This is a genomic window from Streptomyces colonosanans (assembly GCF_001866645.1).
Taxonomy (GTDB): domain Bacteria; phylum Actinomycetota; class Actinomycetes; order Streptomycetales; family Streptomycetaceae; genus Streptomyces; species Streptomyces colonosanans.
The window spans coordinates 116226-134857 of record NZ_MLYP01000013.1; the positions used below are offsets into that span (position 1 = coordinate 116226).

18 protein-coding genes are annotated in these 18632 nt (G+C 71.7%); 8 read left to right on the forward strand and 10 right to left on the reverse strand.

The annotated features are described in order from the left end of the window. Positions 1-318: 318 nt before the first annotated feature. Positions 319-1863 carry an LCP family protein gene (locus tag BIV24_RS06265; protein WP_071365140.1) on the forward strand — a complete coding sequence of 515 codons (1545 nt, stop codon included), beginning with the start codon at positions 319-321 and terminating at the stop codon, positions 1861-1863. A 61-nt stretch (positions 1864-1924) separates the two neighbouring features. Here the strand turns inward: BIV24_RS06265 and BIV24_RS06270 are convergent, their stop codons facing one another. The 9 genes from BIV24_RS06270 to BIV24_RS06305 all read right to left on the reverse strand — a co-directional run bounded on the left by BIV24_RS06270 (position 1925) and on the right by BIV24_RS06305 (position 9239). Beyond that, entirely contained in the window at positions 1925-2590 is a 666-nt protein-coding gene (locus BIV24_RS06270) for a hypothetical protein (RefSeq protein WP_071365141.1), read from the reverse strand. Positions 2591-2824: 234 nt separating this feature from the next. Further along, a complete protein-coding gene (locus BIV24_RS06275) occupies positions 2825-3214 on the reverse strand; it encodes an ArsR/SmtB family transcription factor (protein WP_071365142.1) in 390 nt (129 codons plus the stop codon). Between the two features lie 110 nt (positions 3215-3324). Beyond that, positions 3325-3465 (reverse strand): hypothetical protein, encoded by a 141-nt coding sequence (locus tag BIV24_RS34175; protein WP_177198628.1) that lies wholly within the window; start codon positions 3463-3465, stop codon positions 3325-3327. Beyond that, the gene (locus tag BIV24_RS06280) at positions 3450-3944 is read right to left on the reverse strand and encodes a DUF6917 domain-containing protein (protein WP_245766682.1); all 495 of its coding nucleotides are present in this window, start codon (positions 3942-3944) and stop codon (positions 3450-3452) included. Before BIV24_RS06280 ends, BIV24_RS34175 begins: the two co-directional genes overlap by 16 nt. Beyond that, the gene (locus BIV24_RS06285; RefSeq protein ID WP_071365143.1) at positions 3941-4897 is read right to left on the reverse strand and encodes a Gfo/Idh/MocA family protein; all 957 of its coding nucleotides are present in this window, start codon (positions 4895-4897) and stop codon (positions 3941-3943) included. The genes BIV24_RS06280 and BIV24_RS06285 overlap by 4 nt, the downstream gene beginning before the upstream one ends. Next, positions 4894-6012, reverse strand: coding sequence for an Ldh family oxidoreductase (locus BIV24_RS06290; protein ID WP_245766683.1), 1119 nt, complete (start codon positions 6010-6012; stop codon positions 4894-4896). The genes BIV24_RS06285 and BIV24_RS06290 overlap by 4 nt, the downstream gene beginning before the upstream one ends. Further along, entirely contained in the window at positions 6009-7322 is a 1314-nt protein-coding gene (locus BIV24_RS06295) for a M20/M25/M40 family metallo-hydrolase (protein ID WP_071365144.1), read from the reverse strand. Before BIV24_RS06295 ends, BIV24_RS06290 begins: the two co-directional genes overlap by 4 nt. After that, on the reverse strand, positions 7319-8221 hold the full coding sequence (locus tag BIV24_RS06300; protein WP_071365145.1) for a sugar phosphate isomerase/epimerase family protein: 903 nt from the start codon (positions 8219-8221) through the stop codon (positions 7319-7321). Before BIV24_RS06300 ends, BIV24_RS06295 begins: the two co-directional genes overlap by 4 nt. After that, complete coding sequence (locus BIV24_RS06305) at positions 8211-9239, reverse strand: Gfo/Idh/MocA family oxidoreductase (RefSeq protein ID WP_071365146.1); 1029 nt, start codon at positions 9237-9239, stop codon at positions 8211-8213. Before BIV24_RS06305 ends, BIV24_RS06300 begins: the two co-directional genes overlap by 11 nt. A 277-nt stretch (positions 9240-9516) precedes the next feature. Here BIV24_RS06305 and BIV24_RS06310 point away from each other — a divergent pair, with 277 nt between their 5' ends. Both BIV24_RS06310 and BIV24_RS06315 read left to right on the forward strand, forming a co-directional pair. Then, entirely contained in the window at positions 9517-10719 is a 1203-nt protein-coding gene (locus tag BIV24_RS06310; protein ID WP_071365167.1) for a DegT/DnrJ/EryC1/StrS family aminotransferase, read from the forward strand. Further along, a complete protein-coding gene (locus tag BIV24_RS06315) occupies positions 10716-11846 on the forward strand; it encodes a DegT/DnrJ/EryC1/StrS family aminotransferase (protein WP_079168038.1) in 1131 nt (376 codons plus the stop codon). The genes BIV24_RS06310 and BIV24_RS06315 overlap by 4 nt, the downstream gene beginning before the upstream one ends. A gap of 7 nt (positions 11847-11853) precedes the next feature. Here BIV24_RS06315 and BIV24_RS06320 read toward each other — a convergent pair whose 3' ends face one another. Further along, positions 11854-13110, reverse strand: coding sequence for a nucleotide sugar dehydrogenase (locus tag BIV24_RS06320; protein ID WP_071365147.1), 1257 nt, complete (start codon positions 13108-13110; stop codon positions 11854-11856). 334 nt (positions 13111-13444) lie between these two features. On the opposite strand from BIV24_RS06320, the gene BIV24_RS06325 reads away from it, so the two are divergent. The 5 genes from BIV24_RS06325 (at position 13445) to BIV24_RS06345 (ending at position 18616) form a co-directional block, all read left to right on the forward strand. Beyond that, on the forward strand, positions 13445-13933 hold the full coding sequence (locus tag BIV24_RS06325; protein ID WP_071365148.1) for a hypothetical protein: 489 nt from the start codon (positions 13445-13447) through the stop codon (positions 13931-13933). Positions 13934-14002: 69 nt separating this feature from the next. Then, positions 14003-14323, forward strand: coding sequence for a hypothetical protein (locus BIV24_RS06330; protein WP_071365149.1), 321 nt, complete (start codon positions 14003-14005; stop codon positions 14321-14323). Positions 14324-14400: 77 nt separating this feature from the next. Further along, positions 14401-15228, forward strand: coding sequence for a class I SAM-dependent methyltransferase (locus tag BIV24_RS06335; RefSeq protein WP_071365150.1), 828 nt, complete (start codon positions 14401-14403; stop codon positions 15226-15228). Further along, entirely contained in the window at positions 15225-16925 is a 1701-nt protein-coding gene (locus BIV24_RS06340; RefSeq protein WP_245766684.1) for a CoA transferase, read from the forward strand. Before BIV24_RS06335 ends, BIV24_RS06340 begins: the two co-directional genes overlap by 4 nt. Continuing rightward, positions 16922-18616 carry a class I adenylate-forming enzyme family protein gene (locus BIV24_RS06345; protein ID WP_071365168.1) on the forward strand — a complete coding sequence of 565 codons (1695 nt, stop codon included), beginning with the start codon at positions 16922-16924 and terminating at the stop codon, positions 18614-18616. Before BIV24_RS06340 ends, BIV24_RS06345 begins: the two co-directional genes overlap by 4 nt. Positions 18617-18632 lie beyond the last annotated feature (16 nt).

The window sequence follows — 18632 nt, forward strand, 5'->3', positions numbered from 1 at the left end:
TCCATCGCAGGGGCTCAGCGGGTCTTGCCCGGCTCAGCCGGGTCCGGCCGTCGCGGTCCTCCCGGAGGCGGCGCGGGCGAGGACGACGCCTCTCGGGCCGCTGCGCGGCGTCGTCCTCCGTCATGACCTTGGCCTCGCAGGGTTCCAGTCCGTTGCGGAGCACCCTGCCCATCCCTCTCTTCATCGGACGGCGGCACCCGGCACGCCGGACACCATCCGACGCGTTGCGACGTTGCGCAACTGTACAACCGTCTACCCGGGTCGATCGTCTCCCTCTGTATGAGTCGTAGGACGAGTCGAACGGATGAGGGCGCGCTGATGGTGCCCGGCCAGCAGGTAACTCCCGCACGCCACGGCGGGAGTGCCTCGTCGCGATCGCACGGTGGCCGGGCCCGACGAGGCAAGGCGGGTACGCGTCGCAAGCGGAGCCCGCTGCGGATCGCGCTCCTCATCGCGCTGGCCCTGCTGGTGCTCGTGGCGGCCGGGGCCGGCTGGGTCTACCTCAGACTGAACGGCAACATCAACACCTTCGACGCCGGCGGCCTGTCCGACAACCGGCCCCCCGCGGACGCGTCCAAAGGTGAGAACGTCCTCGTCATCGGCTCGGACGCACGCACCGGCGGCAACACCGCGCTCGGCGGCGGCGACGCGAACGACATCGGCCGCTCCGACACCGCATTCCTGCTGCACGTCTACGCCGACCACAAGCACGCGGTCGCGGTCTCCTTCCCCCGCGACACCCTGGTGACCATACCGCCGTGCAGACTTCCCGACGGCTCGTGGACGCAGACGCGGACCAACACCATGATCAACGAGGCCTACTCGGTCGGGCTGACCGCCAAGGGCAACCCGGCCTGCACCCAGAACACCGTCGAGAACCTCACCGGGCTGCGTGTCGACCACACCGTCGTCGTCGACTTCAAAGGCTTCGCCGCGCTGACCGACGTGGTCGGCGGAGTGAAGGTCTGCCTGCCCAAGGACCTCTACCAGAAGGATCTGAACCCCAAGCGCGCCACCCGCGGCAAACTGATCTTCACCAAGGGCGAGCAGACCGTCTCCGGACAGAAGGCACTGGACTACGTGCGTATCCGGCACGGCATGGGCGACGGCTCCGACATCGGCCGCATCAAACGCCAGCAGGCCTTCGTCGCCAGCCTGTTGAAGGACGTCAAGAGCAACGGCCTCACCCCCACCCATCTGCTGCCGCTCGCCGACGCCGCCACCAAGTCCCTGACCGTCGACCCGGGACTCGGCTCCGCCGACAAGCTCATCTCCTTCGCGATGTCACTGAAGAACATCGACCTGCACAACACCAAGTTCGTCACGGTCCCCTGGCGGTACCAGGGAGCGCGGGTGGCACTCGTCCAGCCTGACACCGATCAACTGTGGGCCGCGCTGAAGGCCGACCGCACCATCGACGGCAAGGACGCCGGCGGCAAGAAGCAGACCGACGCAGGGCCCTCCCCGTCCGCCTCCCCGAGCCCCGACGCCACGATCGGCGCCGGTCTGCGTGTCTCCGTCTACAACGGCACCACGGTCCCGGGCCTCGCCGCCGGCGCCGCGAGAACGCTCACCGCCCACGGGTTCACGGTCACCGGCACCACCACCGCACGCTCCCAGGACCATACGACCACGCGCGTCGAGTACGGCCCCGGCCAGAAGTCCGCGGCCGAGACGGCAGCCCTTCTGTTCCCCGGCGCCGAACTGGCACCCGTGACGGCACCGGGCGTCAGCGTGGTCGTCGGCCAGGCGTACGCGGACCATCCCTCTGCCGCCCCCGTGCCGACCGCGATCCCGAGCAGAGTGGCGGACGACGCCCGCTCCGCGGACGACGACCCCTGCTCGAACCTGTCGTACGGATAGGGCAGTCCGGGACTCGCCCGCAACCGGATGAGGCAGCCCCGTTCCCGGCGAGCGGGGCTGCCTACGGGGCGACTGCCTTGCCGGCCTTGGCCCAGTTGGCGTGCAGATTGTCGAGATACGACCGGGCCTGACTGCCCGGGGTCGCGCCGCGGGCGAAGGCGAGCATGTTGCCCGCGCCCGTGTTGTAGCCGAGGGCCAGCAGTTCGTCCCTGTTGTAAGGGCCGGGCCACTGGGCGGGCAGCCGGGCCGCCAGGTCGTGCAGGTACCAGGCCTCCGCCTCGATGGCCAGGTCACGGTCGTCGGCCAGCTCCGCCCAGCGCCGGTCGGCGAAGTCACGGCCCCGCTTGACCTCGTCGAAGGTGGCGCGGTGCATGTTCGCGATACCGAAGGCGGCGTCGGGCTTGTATCGCTGCCAGGCCCGTTCCAGGGCCGGGTCGTGGGGTTTGTAGGCCTCGTTGTAGAGGACCGCCATGAGCAACTGTGCGCTGATGCCGGTCTGGTGGGCGCGGGTACGGGCCTGGGAGGCGTAGTCGGCGGGGTCGTACACAGAGGAGGTCGGCGAGGCCGAGGGGCCGGTCGGCGAGGCCGACGCGGAGGGGGGTGCCCCCGGAGTGGGCGGCGCACTGGCCTGCGGGGAGTTGGCCGCGCGTACGATGACGTAGAGGGCCAGGGCGAAGATCGCCACCGTGGGCCACCGCCACGACCGCCGTGTCCTGGCTTCGGCCATCTCCCGCCTTCTCTCTCGTACCCGCTCCTCGGCACCCCGAAGGCCCTGCCGCGCGCACCGCGAGGCGCACCGGGTACGGCCGACTGTACGTGCACGCGCCGAACGTACCGACAGCCCCTTGTACAGCAGGCACGTTAAAACCCGCGTGAGGAGTCGGGCACCCGGCTCAGGAGATACGGTCCGGAACGGCCCGGTCAATGCCGCCGTCCCCGGCGACGGCTCCGGGCCGCGGTCTCAGGCGCCGGTCACGCGCAACCCGTGCACGGGTGCGGTCGCCTCCTCGGCGCGCTCGGTCAGCTGCCCCACCATCAGCCGCACCACGGTCACGATGTCGGGGTCGTCGACGTAGTAGACCTGCCGTCGGCCCTCCCGGCGGGAGCGGACGAGACCGGCGAGCTTCAGCTTCGACAGGTGCTGGCTGACCGCGGGCAGGGCTCCGCCCACACGGTCGGCGAGATGGGTGACATCGCTCTCGCCCTGCGCCAGTGCCCACATGAGGTGCAGCCGGGCCGACGACGCCAGCAGCCCGAACGCCGCGGCAGCCTCCGCCAGCACCTCGGCGGGCGGGTCCGCGAAGTCACCGACGTCTGCTGCCACGGTCCTCTCCCGTCCACCCTGGTCCATCGCCGGCGTACCGGCGTCATCCCAGTCTAGGTGTCCAGCCGCACCGCCCGCGGTGCTCCGGGGACTGCCCGGCCGTCATAGGACGGCCGGGACCGAGGGGACCCATCGGATCACTCCTCGTAGTAGTTGTTGACCACCACGTCCGGTTCGTCGCCGTCGAACGCCTCGTCGCGCAGCGCACCGCCGACGTCGGGCGCACCGACCGCCGCGTCGACCGCCCGACTGCCGGGGGTGCTCAGGGTTCTTCGCATCCCTGGGACCTCGTCGTCGGGCACGAGAAGGCGAACGGTGCCGACTCAGGCTCGCGTGGTCCGGCGACCGCTCTCGCGCCGACGGGGACGAACCGCACCTCGGTCTCGGGCCGTAGCGCCAGGTCGCGTCCGGTCACCGGCTCGGGCACCGAGATCAGGATGTTGTAGTGGTTGGGGAAGTGACAGGAGTCGAAGCCGAGCACCGTACCCAGCGGTCGGCCGTCGATCCATACGTGGTCGCCCCGGTCGACGACCCCGCCGCAGCCGATCTCGGCGAAGCCGAGGAATCCGACCCGGTCGACCCGGGCCCCCGGGGCGGTGTCCCGCTGGTCCGTCGTCACCAGTTCGTGGACCTCACCGCGGCGCACACACCGGCTGGCGAACTCCTCCAGGTGCATGCCGCGGTCGTCTCTGCGGTGGATCAGTACCTTGACCACGGTCCCGTGGACGGCCCGCTTGCCGCCGCTCTCGCCGGTCATCGAGTGAGCGTCTCCTTGGGTGTCGCGCCATCGGCCCGCGAACCGGAGCGGGCGAGGCGATAGGTCTGTTCGGTCAGAGCGAGTACGGCGAGCCCGTGGCCGCCATGGTCGTCACCCGCGTGGATCGCATGCTCGAAATCGTCGAGCACGCCGACGTATTCGTGCCACAGCGAGCCCTTGAACTCCGGGTATCCGCTCAGCATGTCGGCCGTGCGCACCGAGCCGTCCGCCAGACGGACCGAGATGTCCTTGACCTCGCCCGGGTAGGACCAGTCGAGCTCGACCCGTACCGGCACTCCGGCGAGCGAGCGCAACCTCACCGTGGCCCGCCGGTCCACGCCGAGGGCGTCGATCGCCACCTCCGCGTTCTCCACCCGTACCTCGCCGACGAGGTACCGGGCGAGGTCGTAGGCGTTCGGCCCGTTGTCGGCGACACAGCCGCCGCCGCACCGCGCCGGGTCCAGGTACCAGGCGTCGCCGCCGATGTGGTCCTCGATCCGCTCCAGGTAGCGGATGGTGACCTCGGCCGGCGCCCCCGCGCTGTGCATCTCGCGGTACAGGGCTCTGGCCGCGTGGTTGTAGCGGCGGTGGAACGCGGTGAACAGGCAAGCCTCATGTGCTCCGGCCGCCGCCGTCAGCGCTTCGGCGTCCTCGAGCCGGGTGGCCAGCGGCTTCTCCACGCAAACGGGGACGCCGGCGGTGAGCGCGTCCGCTGCGATCGCCGCGTGCGCGTCATTGGGGACGGTGACCACGACCGCGTCGAGTTCCGCCTCGGCGAGCATCGTCCGGTGATCGGTGAAGACGGGCAGATCGTCGCGGTGGGGAAGCAACCGCTCGGCGGACACGTCGCACACCGCCGCGAGCCGCCAGGCGGCCGACGCTTCGATCGCGGCCAGGTAGAACCGGGAGATCGCGCCGAGTCCGACGATCGCGATACGTCGTGCCCGCGTCACCGCCCACCTCCGTCCACCGGGAACTCAAGGCCGAGCGAGGCGGCGAGTCCGGCCAGCTCGGCGTGGAGCCCCGGCTCCAGCGGTACGCCGTGCTCACGGTGGTGACGGGCCCGCTCCGCCTCCGGCCATCCGGGATAGCGGACCGGGGTGTTCCCGTCGGTCGGCGGGCAGGCCAGTACGGTGCCGAACAACTGCTCCGCGTCCCCTGTGACGGCCTCGGGCCCGCGCAGCAGTGCGGGTGCGATCGCCACCATCAGCATGCCGATGTCGTCGTCACGGCCGGAGGGCCGGCCGTCGCCCGAGAGGGCCTCGGTGGCGGGCCCGAAGCCGGAACCGGCGACCAGGGCGGAGAGCACCTCCACCATCAGCCCGAGTCCGAATCCCTTGAAGGTGCTGCCCATCGCCCCCAGCCACAGCAGGTGTGCCTCGCCGCGGTCGAAGGCCGCCGGGTCGGTCACGGGCCGGCCTCCGTCGTCGGCGAGCCACCCCGGTGGGATCTGGCGCCCCACACGGGCCGCTGCCCGTACCCGTCCGGTCGGTACCTCGGTGGTGCTCATGTCGAGGACGAACGGCGGGTGCGCACCGGCGGGAGCGGCAACGCTGAGAGGGTTGGTGCCGAGCAGTGCCACCCGGCCGCCGGGCGGGCGCGCGATCCGCTGCCGGCCGCAGTTGGACGCCACCAGGCCGACCATGCCCTGCTCTGCGGCGCGCCGGGCGTGGTGGCCCGCGCATCCGAAGTGGGTGCCTTCCCGTACCGAGACCAGGCCGACCCCATGGCGTGCCGCCCGCTCGATCGCCAGATCCATGGCGTCACCGGCCTGCCACAGGCCCAGTGCGCGGCGCGCGTCCACCAGCACCGCGGCACCGTGGTCCGCCAGGACGACCGGGGACGCGGCCGGGTCGGCCCGTCCTTCGTCCAGCAGGGGCAGGTAGAGGCGGGTCAGATTGACGGCTCCGTGTGAGCTGGCACCGGCCAGGTCGCCGTAGCAGAGCGCCTCGGAGGCCTGCCGTGCACGTGTCCGCGGCAGGCCGCGGGTGACGAAGGCGGCGGTGACCAGGTCGAGCAACTGGTCATAGGGGACACGGACCTCGGTGGTCTCGCTGGTTGCGGTCACGATGGCTGTTCCTCGCTCGGGGTGTCGCCGATGCAGGTGTCGTGGAAGGCGAGCAGGATTCTCGCGATGCCGGCAGCGAACGGTTCCAGCTCCGCCAGGTCGATGAACTCGCCGCGCGCGTGGGCGTGGTTGTGCTCCAGGGATCCCGGCCCGTACACCACGGCCGCCGCGTCCTTCCGGTCGGCCAGCCAGATCGCGTCGCAGGTGAACGCGGCCTCCTCGTCCGGCCACCGGCCGATGCCGGCTGCCTCCCCGAGGAGCTGCTCGGCCCAGGGAGCGGTGCCCGCGAGCGCGGGAAGTCCTTTCTTGCGCCAGTGCAGGCGGGTGATGGCGGCGGCGTCCCGGGCGGTCCGGGCGAGCTCGCGAACCCCGCCGAAGCGGGTGTGGAACTCCGCGAGCCCCGCGTGCAGGGCGTCACCGACCGCCCTCTCCATCCGCCGCGCCGTCTCGCCGCAGGTGTACGAGAGGTTGAGCAGCAGCTCGCCGCAGCCGTAGACGCGGTTGTGCAGCGGTCCCGTCGTCAGCCCGGCCACGCACACCCGTCCCTCGACGGCGAGCGGTGGCAGTACCAGGCCCAGGTGCTGTGCCAGGTAGCCGAGGAGCACCGTGGCGTTGTGACCGTGCTCGGGACGGTCGTCGATGGCGTCGTCGCCGTCGACCCGGATGCCGGCCGTCATCGTCGCGCTCGCCCGGGTGAGGTAGCGCAGGCCGGTCGGTTCGCAGAACACGTTGAGGCCGCCGTACCAGCCCTGCTCGACCAGCGGTCGAGTGCCGATCGTGCCCAGCGCGCCGCCCTCCTCGCCGGCGACCGCCTGGATCAGGATGCCGATCTCGCGGCCGAGGCCGGGCCGGGCGGTGAGCGCCGCCCTGATCCCGGCGAGCAGGCCGACCGCGGGGCCCTTGGCGTCGACCGCACCCCGTCCGGTGAACCGCCGGCCGTCGAAGCCGACCGGTTCCATGCCTGACACCGTGTCAAGGTGCACGTTGAACATCACCGTTCGACGGCGTGGGCGCGGCGTGCCGAGCCGCAGCACCAGGTTCGGCTGGCAGCGGAGGAACCCGGGGCCGGTCGCCGCGGCCTCGCGCACCGCGAGTGGTACACCGTCCGCCTCGATGTCTTCGGGCCGCGCCGGTGCGTGGTGCGTCACCGTGAAGCCGAGGGCCGCGGCAGCCGCGGCGTATCGCCGTTGCGCGGCCCACAGCTCCGGCTCGGGAAAGTCGGGGCCGGTCTCCAGTGGTCCTGCCGTGGGCAGCCGCAACAGGTCGAGCAGCAATGCGTGGTCGGCGCGGCCGACCAGAGGGGTGGTCATCGGGTCCGCCCCGCTCCGCCGGCCGAGGGGAGCGTGTGCGGCTTGTCGGTGAGCGCCCCGAGCAGATCTGCGAGCGCTCGTCCGCCTGCGACGAAGGCCACGGCGCACTCGGCGTCGGATGCGCGCCGGTGCTCGTGCGGCACCACCGCCAGATGCGGCTCGATCGACAGTGCGCCGGTGTAACCGGCGTCGAGCAGCAGGCGCAGGCAGTCCGCGACGTGTGCGTGCCCCTGGCCGGGCAGCCGGTACACGGGAGCCGTGGGCGGACCCTCCGCGTCCTTGATGTGGACGTGCCGTACCCGGTCGACGATGTCGCCCAGCAGGTCGTAGGCCGAGTAGCCGTGGGCGATGCCGTTGCCGGTGTCGAAGAGCAGGCCGAGTGCCGGGCTGTCCACGGCGTCCAGCAGCTCGCGCATGCGGGACGCGCTGCTTCCCGCCCATCCCGCGCAGTTCTCGTGCAGCAGGATCAGGCCGGCGCCCTCCGCGCGCTCCGCCAGCGCCTGCATCCGCTCGGTCACGACCGCCCGCCAGGCGGGCTCGGCGAGAGAACCGCTCGGGTAGGACATGACCCGGACGTGGCGGGTGCCCAGTGTGCGGCAGCGCCGGCTCAGCACGCGGAGTTCGTCCAGGTCGGCGGCGAAGTCGCCGTCGGCCGCCCGCGACCATCCGCCGATCCGTGAGTCGACCGCGACCACCCGCAGTCCCGCTCCCTCGACCGCCGCGGCCATGTGTGCGAAGGCCGGCTCGGGAAGTTCGGCCAGCGGAATGCCGTCGACATCGCGCAGCTCGATGGCGCTCCAGCCGAGCGCGGTGATCGCGGCCACTTGGGCGTGGATCCCGTACCCCGCCTCGTCACCGATGCCGGCGAGGGTGAGGCCCGTCGATGCGTCAGCAGGCATTGCACGCCGATCCCGCCGCGTCCCACGCCCGCTGCTCGCGCAGCGTGCACAGCCGTTTCGCCTCGTCGACCAGCCGCACCGTCTCAGCGGCCAGGCCGATGCCGAACGGGCCGCCCTCGGCGAATTGCCGGTAGGCGTCGCGGAGGAACGCGGGCAGTGCGTCGTCGGGGAACACCTCACGCGCCGTGCGGTCGGACCGGGTGACGGCGAGTTGGGCGTACCCGTCCTCCCCGCTGACCGGGTAGTGGCCGACGGCGGTCGCGTCGTTGAACACACAGGTGATCCTGCGCTCCCTGACCGGCGCCGTCAGATCCGAGATGATGCGGGTCAACGGTCCGCGCTGATGGGCCAGACGCAGCGTCGCGGTTCCCAGCCGGGGCCGTACGACACCGTCCGCGGCGAGATCCGACCAGGTGGCGTCGGTCAGCCGGGCGGGTCCGGCCAGCCGCAGGGCCACGCCCAGCGCGTGCGGGACCTCGACGTCGAAGGCGGTCGGATGGCCGCTGGTGGCCAGGCTGCGGCTGAAGCGCGGTTTGCGCTGCACCACACGGATCTGGCGGAGTTCACCGAACTCCCCGCCGGCCATACATTCCTCCAGGCGTCGGGTCAGGGTGCTGACCTGCCACTGCGCCACCACGATCAGCCGCAGCCGGTGACGCCGGCGCAGCTCTTCCACCCGGCCGAGCTGGGCGATGTCCACCGCCAGCGGCTTCTCCACAATGACGTGGACAAATCCGAGCCGGGCCAGTTGCTCGATCACGGTGTCACGGCCCTTGGGCGGCGTGCACACATGGACCACCGTGCTCGCCGGGTCGAGTTCGGCGCGGGCCCGCTCCAGGGTCGGCAACAGGACGGTGCCCTCGGGGAGGGCGGCCGGCTGTGGCGCGGGATCCACGGCGACCATCGGCGCATCGGCGAACAGTGTCCCCGCGGGCGTGCGCTGCCGGAGCCGGTCCAGCACGGGAAGATGCAGGCCGGCCCCGGCGCGGCCCAGTCCGACAACGAGGGTGCGGAACATCGCGTGCCCCCCTTCCGTCCACGGCCGACCCCTGCCCGAACCGACCGATATCGACACCGATCTCATGTGATATCGGCTTTGCGTAGGTTTCCGAGACGCGTGTGTGCTGTCAATGCGACGCTCCCGGGACCTGCCGCCGGGCGGGTGAATGATCCGGATCCGGCGCGCCACCACCCGATCCGGTCCGTCCGACGGCAAGGTGGTCGGCCGGACCGGATCGAAACCCATCGGCGTCCGGGCCGTTTCCGCCCTTTCCCCGAGCGTGTACGGGAGCCCCATGCAGCCCATCTCGCTGACCGAGCACGGCCGACCCGATCTGCCCGGGCTTTCCGTACCGTTTTTCTCCCAGGCCGCGTCGTTCGAGCGGATCTGGCCGGAGGTCGAACGTCATCTCACCGAGGTGTTCGGAAGAGGGAAGTACTCCCATGGCCACAAGGTCGCGGATTTCGAGGAGGCGCTGGCCGGATACACCGGCGCGCGGCACGCCATCGCTGTCAACAGCGGCACCGACGCGCTCGTCCTGCTGTTGCGCGCGGCAGGGCTGCGTCCCGGCGACGAGGTCGTGGTCCCGGCGTTCTCGTTCATGGCCTCGGCCTCGTCGGTGGTACTGGCCGGCGGCCGCCCGGTCTTCGCCGACATCGACCCGGCCTGCTACGCCCTCGATCCCGCGTCGGTCGCGGCCGTGACCACGCCGCGGACGCGGTTCGTCATGCCCGTCCACCTGTTCTGCCAGATGGCCGACATGGACGCGCTCGCCGAGGTCGCTTGCGCCTACGGGCTGACGGTCGTCGAGGACAGCGCCGAAGCCATCGGCATGCGGTGGAACGGGAGGCACGCGGGGCTGTTCGGTGCGGGCGGTGTCTTGTCGTTCTTCCCGACCAAGACACTTGGCGCACTCGGTGACGGCGGTGCGGTGCTCACGGACGACGACCGGATCGCCGAGACCGTCGCAGCGCTCCGGCACCACGGCAGGTTCGGACCGACGCTCGGGGATTTCCGGCGGATTTCGACGCAGACCACGATGTCCGGCCAGAACAGCAAGATGGACGACATCCAGGCCGCGGTCCTGCTCACCAAGCTCGACCGTCTGGGATCCGACATCGCGTGTCGCGCGGAGCTTGCCGCCGCCTACAGCGAGCGCCTCGCGGGGCTGCCGGGAATCCTGCGGCTGCCGGCCGTCGTTCCGCGCAAGGCCGCGATCGATCCGGTGTACTACGTCTACCTGATCGAGGTCCGGCACCGGGACGCGCTCGCACAGTTCCTGGCCCGGCGCGGTATCGGGACCGAGACGTACTATCCGCTGCCTCTGCACCGCCAGCCCTGCTTCACCGAACTGGGCCACCGCGAGGGCGACTTCCCGCATGCCGAGGCCGCGTGCCGACACGCCCTGGCCCTGCCGTTCCACCCCGATCTGACGATCGACCAGGTGGACTACGTCTGCGAGACGATCCGGGCCTTCACCAAGGAGGAAGCGGCGTGATCGAGTTCTTCCCGCCGGACGTTTTCGAGGCTGATCACGAGACTCTGCTCGAGATCGTCCGTGCGATCGGCACCGGGCCGGAGCAGCGCTTCATCCTCGGCGAGGCCACCGCCGCTCTGGAGCGGGAACTCGCCGCGGACCTCGGCGCCGCGGACGTCATCGCCTGCTCGAGCGGTACCTCGGCCCTCACCCTCATCCTGCACGCGATGAGGGTGGGTCCGGGCGACGAGGTCGTCGTCCCCGCGTACGGTTGCGCACCGTTGGCCGCCACCGTGGTCAATCTGGGCGCCACACCGGTGTTCGCCGATGTCGACCCGTGGACGATGGTGGTCGATCCGTCCGAGGTCGAGGCGTGTGTCACCGAGCGGACCAAGGTGCTGCTGCCCGCGCATATCTTCTCGGTGATGGCCGACATGCCCCGGCTACGGAAGATCGCGCAGCGGTCCGGCGTACGACTGGTCGAGGACTCCGCCGTCGCCCAGGGCGCCGTGCTCGACGGCCGTCCGGCGGGGCTGTGGGGCGAGGCCGGGCTGTACTCGTTCGTCCAGGTGAAGAGCTTCGGTACGGCCGGGGAGGGGGGCGTCGTCGTGACCGACGACCCTGATCTGGCACGCGACATCCGTATGCTGCGCAATCACGGCCAGGACGGCAGGCACCGCTTCCTGCACCATGTGATCGGCTACAACAGCCGGTTCGACGAGATCCAGGCGCGGTTCCTGCTCCACCGGCTGCCCGGCTTCCCCGAACGACTGGAGCGCCGTGCACGGATCGCCGACCACTACGCGCAGCGGTTCGCAGGGCTGGCCGAGCACGGCGTGATCGCCCCGCCGCCGGGCCGAAACGGCCGGTGCTATTACGTCTACACACTGCTGACCGAGCAGCGGGACGCGTTGCGCGACCACCTGACGCGCCACGGTATCGCCAGCCACGTCTACTATCCGCGTCCGCTGCCCACCCAGGCGGCCTTCGCCGCCTGGGCGCCACCGGGCCGCCGGTGGCCGGGCGCCGAACGGGCGAGCCGGTGCACCCTGTCGATCCCGGTGCACCCGCAGCTCACCGACGCACAAGTGGAACACATCGCCGACACTGTGCACGCGTTCGCCGTCGGCGCCGACGGCAGCCGCTGACGGCGCCTCACAGCCGGACCACACGCTCCCCACTCGCCCGGCCGGTCGTGTCGAACAGCGACCTCGCGACGCGCGACAGCCGGTCCACGTCGTAGGCGCGATGGCCCTGCAGCAGCACGCTGATGTCCGCGTGCATGGCGGCGCGGTACGGATCGCGGGCCCGCGGCAGGTCCGTCCCGTCCACGGAAAAGCGGTCGACATACGGGTCGTGGAAGCGGACCGTCGCGCCGAGCCCGGTCAGGCATCGGGCCACCGCGGTCGCGGGTGACTCGCGCAGGTCGGCGACGTCCGGCTTGTAGCTCACACCAAGCAGCAGCACCTCGGCTCCACCGGTACTGCACCCCGCGTCGCCGAGCAGTCCGGTCACCCGCCGCGCCACATGGGCGGGCATCTCGTGGTTCACCTGCTGGGCGGTCGCGACCGTCCGGAAGGTGAACCCCTCGGCGTCGGCCCGGTGCATCAGATAGACGGGGTCCACCGGGATGCAGTGACCGCCGACTCCGGCGCCGGGCCGGAAGGAATGGAACCCGAACGGCTTCGTCGCCGCGCACCGCAGCACGTCCCAGACGTCGACTCCCAGCCCGTGACAGTACATCGCGAACTCGTTGACCAGGGCGATGTTGACGTTGCGGTAGGTGTTCTCCAGCAGTTTGGCCAACTCTGCCTCGCGGGTACCGCCCGCGATGACCACGCTGTCGACGAAATACTCGTAGAACGCGGCACACCTCTTGGCGCACAGCGGTGTGTGCCCGCCGACCACCTTGGGGGTGTTGGAGATCCCGAAGGCATGGTTGCCGGGGTCGATCCGTTCCGGCGAGTACGCCAGGTAGAAGTCGCATCCCGCGACCAGCCCGGTCCGTTCCAGGATCGGCCGGATCAGTTCGTCGGTCGTGCCCGGGGAAGAGGTCGACTCGACCACGACGAGGGTGCCCGGTCGCAGGTGCCCGGCCACCGTGGTGGAGGCCCGCAGCAGCGGCTCGAGATCCGGCGTCCCGTCGGCCGCGAGTGCTGTGGGGACACAGATCGCCACCGTGTCCGCCACTGCGAGGACGGCGGGATCCGTGGTCACGGTGAGACCGGCTGCCAGCATCTCCCCCACGTCACGGTCGGTGACGTCCTGGATGTGCGAGCGCCCCGCGCACAGGCTGCTCACCACCTGGTCCGACACGTCCAACCCGGTGACCGTGAGCCCGGCGGCTCCGGCGGCCCTGGCGAGCGGGAGCCCGACATAACCAAGACCGACGACGACCAGATCGCACCCCATCCGCGTCCCTCTCTTCCACCCGGTCCCGGGGACCTGGGACGGAGGTCGACCGGCCCCGCCCCCACCCGCGACGCATGGTGCCATCGGGCCGCCGGTGGCGCCCGGGCACAACAGACCCGGTCATCCGACCGGAGGAGTCGCATCACTCATTCGTAGCGAACCCGGCGCGCCTTCCGCACGGGCCCGTCGACGGCGAATCGGCGTCTATCCCGCCCGCTTCCCCTGCGTGACCACCCACCACGACTCGAGCACTTTTAGTGACATTACGGTTGCGCACTGTGATCAACTGTGCTCGGTCGTCGGGCAACGGGCCCGAGATGTCCAAGGAGATTTCATGCGCAAACTTGCTGCGGGCAGGCGGATCGCCGCCACCCTCGCCACCGCGTCCCTCGCCGGCGCCCTCGGTCTGACCGGCTCGGGACAGGCCCAGGCGGCAGCTCCTGAGCCCCTGAACTTCACCGTCGACTTCTCGAGGACCTCGTTTCCGCAGGTTCCGACGCTCGGCGCGGGCTTCGCCGGAAACGGCCCGGTGGTCGACGCCGAAGGCAACCAGATCGGCACGGCCTTCGACACCTGCGCCGTGGACGGCGTGGAGAACGCCACGACGGCGGACGTCATCTGCACGGTGTACGTCAAGTTCGCCAACGGCAGCGAGCTCGACCTGAGCACTCAGGCCCCGGTCGATGTGAACCCCTTCGACTACCCGTACACGTTCCAGGGCGTGGTGCAGGGCGGTACGGGAGCCTACGACGGCGCGCAGGGACAGGCGACGATCATCGCCCACAGGCCCCGCGTCTACGAGGTCGTCGTCAGCTTCAAGTGATGGCCTGAACAGGCCACGGGAGCCGCCGGGGCGCTCGGCGGCTCCCCTCATCTCCGAGAGGTGCATCCCATGCGTCGTAGCGCACTCATCGCGGCGGTGACGAGCGGACTCGTCCTCGGTGCCGTCGGCCCCGCGCTCGCCTCGGTCCCCGACCGGGACGTCCCCGACACCCATCAGGTCGTCGTGTTCACCAACGAGCTGGTGCCCTTGCAGGCCTACCCCGACCCGCACGGCTGTCAGCGGCTCCCCGCTCTCTCGCATGTCCTGAACAACGAGACCTCGCGGTACGTCTACCTGCACGCGGACTTGTCCTGCCTGACCCCTGGAATCCCGATCCGGCCCGGATACGGGTCGCACACCACCCAGGCGTTCGGCAGCTTCTCCTCTTGACGCGGAGGACCTGAGGCCAGGCTCCCTCCCGGCCTCACGGTCCGGCACGACATCGGTCCCGCACGCACAGGAGCTTTGTGAACCCCTCTTCGCACGCGTCCGCCGCCACGGTCGCGGGCCCCCGACAGGGATACGTCTTCGACAACGACACCACCCACGCGACCGAGCAGCACCGCTGCCTCGCCGCGTGGCTCGACCCGGTCACCACCGCCCGGTTGGCCGGCACCGGTGTGACGGACGGCTGGCGGTGCCTCGATATCGGCGCCGGCGGTGGCAGCGTCGCCACCTGGCTCGCCGAACGCGTGGCGCCCACCGGCGAAGTGGTGGCCACGGACGTCAAACCCGTGCGCATCCCGGCGCGCCCCGGTCTTCGCGTGCTGCGCCACGACGTGGTGCGCGACCCGCTGCCCGAGGAGACCTTCGACCTCGTCCACTCCCGCCTGGTTCTGCGCCATCTACCCGAACGGCACACGGCACTCGCCAAGATGACGCGGGCGCTGCGACCGGGCGGCCGACTGCAACTCGACGAGTTCGACAACGACTACGGGCCGGTGCTGCTCGCACCGAGCCGCGCCGCGGGTGAACTCTACGAGCGCTTCCTGGCGGCCAAGGAGCGGATGTTCGCGGACGCGGGAGCGGACGGCGCCTGGGGACAGCGCACCGCGGCGGCCATGCGGGAGGCCGGACTGGTCGACATCGACCCGGTGCCCCATGTCATGCCCTGGCACGCCGACTCGGCCGGCGTGCACCTCCTGGTCCACCACACCCACCACCTGCGCGACCGCCTGGTCGCCGCCGGGATGACCGACGCGGAACTGGCCGAGGTCCGCCAGGTCATGCGGCATCCGGAGTTCCGGGCCAGCTCATGCGTCTTCTACTCCGTGCAGGGGCGGCGTCCCCGATGACCGTCAAAGAGTCCGTGCGCGCCGGAACACCAGGGGCCGCCGAGCAGGACCAGCCGCTCACCGGGATGTCGGCGACGGCCGTCGGCCGTTCGACCGCGCTCGCCGTCGCCGCCGACCACCTGGCGCTCCTGGGCTGCACGGTGGCCGACGCCCCGGCTCCCCATACCGAGGGGGCGGGTTCGCTCATCACCACATCCGGCGACGGCCCCGTATCCCACGTACTCACCTGCGCGATCGACTGGGCGGGTCCGGTGGCGCTGCCTCTGGCGAGCGAGGCCGACGTACAGGCCGCCTGCGGCATCACCCACGTGCACGGGCGCCGATACGGCCGCCCCACGCCGCTCCCCCTCGACTACGCCGGAGCCGTGACCGGGGTGCTCGCCGTGACCGGCGTGCTCGCCGCCTTGCACGCCGCGGCCCGGGGGACGCGGATCGGCAGGGTCGGCACCTCCGTCGCGCAAGGCGCGCTTCTCGCCACCGGTCAGTACCTGGCGGCGGCGACCGCCGACGACGAGGCCTGGCTCCCGGTCCTACCGGTGCCGGGCGCCGCCGCGCCGCCCTTCACCAGTGCCGATGGGGTCAGGTTCGAGGTGGAGACGCTCCACGCCGAGGTCTGGCAGCGGTTCTGGGCGGCGCTCGGGGCCGACCGGCCCGCGATCCGCCGAGGCTGGCCACCGTTCCAGCTGCGGTACGCCACCGCCGTCTGCCCGCTTCCCGGCGAACTGCACCGCGCCACCACGGGGGCCGCCTACTCCGTGATCCGCGCGGCGGCCGCTCGGGCCGGTGTCAGCGTGGTGCGCGTCTGCGGCCCGGGCGAGACGGAAGTCGTCGCCGCGCCCTCGGCTCCCTGGTCCGTCACGCCGCTGCCCGTGGACCGGACTGCCGCACCTGCGCCCTCGCCCGTCCTGCCCTCCCCCGCCGTGCCCTGGCCGCTCGCCGGGCTTGTCGTCGTCGAGTCCACCACGCGGGTGCAGGGACCACTGGCAGGCCATGTACTCGCGCTCCTCGGGGCGCGGGTGATCCGCGTCGAGCCGCCGGGCGGTGACCCGATGCGTGGCATCGCGCCGATGGCCGGCGGCTGCTCGGCCCGGTTCCTCGCGCTCAACCGCGGCAAGGAGGTCGTCGAGGCGGACCTGGGTACGGCCGGTGGCCGCAGCACGGTGCGCGAACTCGTCCGCGACGCCGATGTGTTCCTGCACAACTGGGCCCCCGGCAAGGCAGCCGCGCGGGACCTCGACGCCGCCGGTCTGGCCGTCGTCCGGCCCGGCCTCGTGCACGCCTGGGCCTCCGGCTGGGGCGAGGCCATGGGCATCGCCCCGCCGATCGGCACCGACTACCTGGTGCAGGCGGGCTGCGGTCTGGCCGGGCTGACGGCGCGGCCCGGCGGGCCACCGGCCCCTTCGCTGATGACGTTGCTCGATGTACTCGGCGGCCTGGTCTGCGCGGAAGGGGTGCTCGCCGCGCTGCTGTCGCGCGCCGCCGCCGGGCACAGCCGCCGGGTGGACACCTCGCTGCTCTCCGCCGCGACGGTGCTGACCACACACGGACGCGGCGCCGCCTCCGGCCCGTGGGAAACCGTGACGTCGGTCCCGTTCTGCACCGATCTCGCCGACTTGGCCGCCGACCCGCGTTTCGGTGCCGCGCTGAACCGGCGGGAGTGCGCACTGCCCGGCAGGCCATGGGAGTTCACCGCGTGACGGCGACTTGGACATCGGCCCGGGGCGTCGCCGTACCCGACCGGGTACCGGCGCGGCTGCGCCGACAGTACGTCGAGCGGGGGCTCGTGCCCGGCCGCGACCTCTACTCACTGTTCCGCGAGCACATGGTGGCCCACCCCGGGCGGCCAGCGGTCATCGACCCCGAGGGCACGCTCGACTACGCGACCCTCGACCGGCGTGCCCGGCGCATCGCCGCCGCACTGGAGGCGGCCGGAGTCGGCGTCGGCGATGTGGTCGGCGTGCACCTGCCGGCCGGCTGGCGTGCACTCGCAACCGACCTCGCGCTGGCCTCGATCAGTGCCGTGGCACTGCCCTATCCGGTCGGCCGTGGCCGCCAGGATTCCCTCACACTGCTCGGCAGATCCCGCGCCCGCGCGGTGGTCACCACGGCCGAGTGGAACGGCGTCCCGCTCGCGCGGACCCTGGCCGACGTGCGGGCCGAGCTGCCGCACCTGCGGTCCGTCGTCGCCTTCGGCGACGCCCCGGACGATTGCATTCCGCTCGATCCATGGCTTGCCGGCGGCCTGGAGTGCGAGCCCCGGGAGTCGGTCGTGGTCGACGCCGAGACCCCGGCCCGGATCCTGGTCTCCTCCGGTTCCGAGGACCAGCCGAAAATGGTCGCCTACTCGCACAACGCCATGGCCGGCGGCCGCGGCAACTACGTCGGTGCTCTGCGCTTCGGCGCCGATCCCTTGCGGTGTCTGGTCCTCGTACCGCTCTCCTCCTCGTACGGTTCCCTCGGCCTGGTCATCCTCGTCCGGCTCGGCGGGACCCTCGTACTGCTGGACCGGTTCGATCCCGCCGCGGCACTGAGGACGGTGACCGAGCACCGCCCGAGCCACCTCTTCGCCGTACCCACGATGCTGCGGCGCATCGCGGAGGCACCCTGGGTTCCCGGCGAAAACCTCTCCTCGCTACGGGCCGTCGTCTCCAGCGCCGCGCCCCTGCCGCCCGAGACGCTGCGCGTCGCCCTCACCAGGTTCGGCTGCCCCGTCGTGAACATCTACGGGTCGACCGACGGCGTCAACTGCCACAGGACATGGGCCCATCCGGCCTCTGACACCCGCCGGGCGGGACGGCCCGACCCCTCGGTGGCCGAGATCCGGGTCGTCGGGCCGAATGGACGACAGGTGCCGCCGGGCGAGGCCGGCGAGATCCAGGCCCGTGGCCCGATGACTCCCCGGTGCTATCTCGGCGCACCCGAACTCGACGCCGCCTACCGCACCCCGGACGGCTGGGTACGCACGGGGGATCGCGGACTTCTCGACGACGACGGGGAGTTGTGGGTGCTCGACCGGCTGCGGCACACGGTCATCCGCGGCGGCTACACGATCAGCCCGGCCGAGGTCGAGCGCCACATCGGAGCGCATCCGGCGATCGCGGAGGTGGCCTGTGTGGCGGTGCCCGACCGCGATCTGAGCGAGCGGCTGTGCGCCTGCGTGGCACGGCGTCAGGGCGCCCACCCACCCACCCTGTCCGAGCTCCAGGCGTTCCTGGAAGGCGAGCGGGGGCTGGAGCGCCGCAAGCTTCCCGAGCATCTGCTGACGCTGGACCGGCTGCCGCTCGGTCCGACCGGCAAGGTCTGCCGGAGCACCCTGGCGCGGCTCGCCGCCGCGCGGATCGGCGACCCCGCGCGCACCTCCTCGAGGACCCGGGAAGCTCCTCGATGAGCGGACGGAAGCGCAC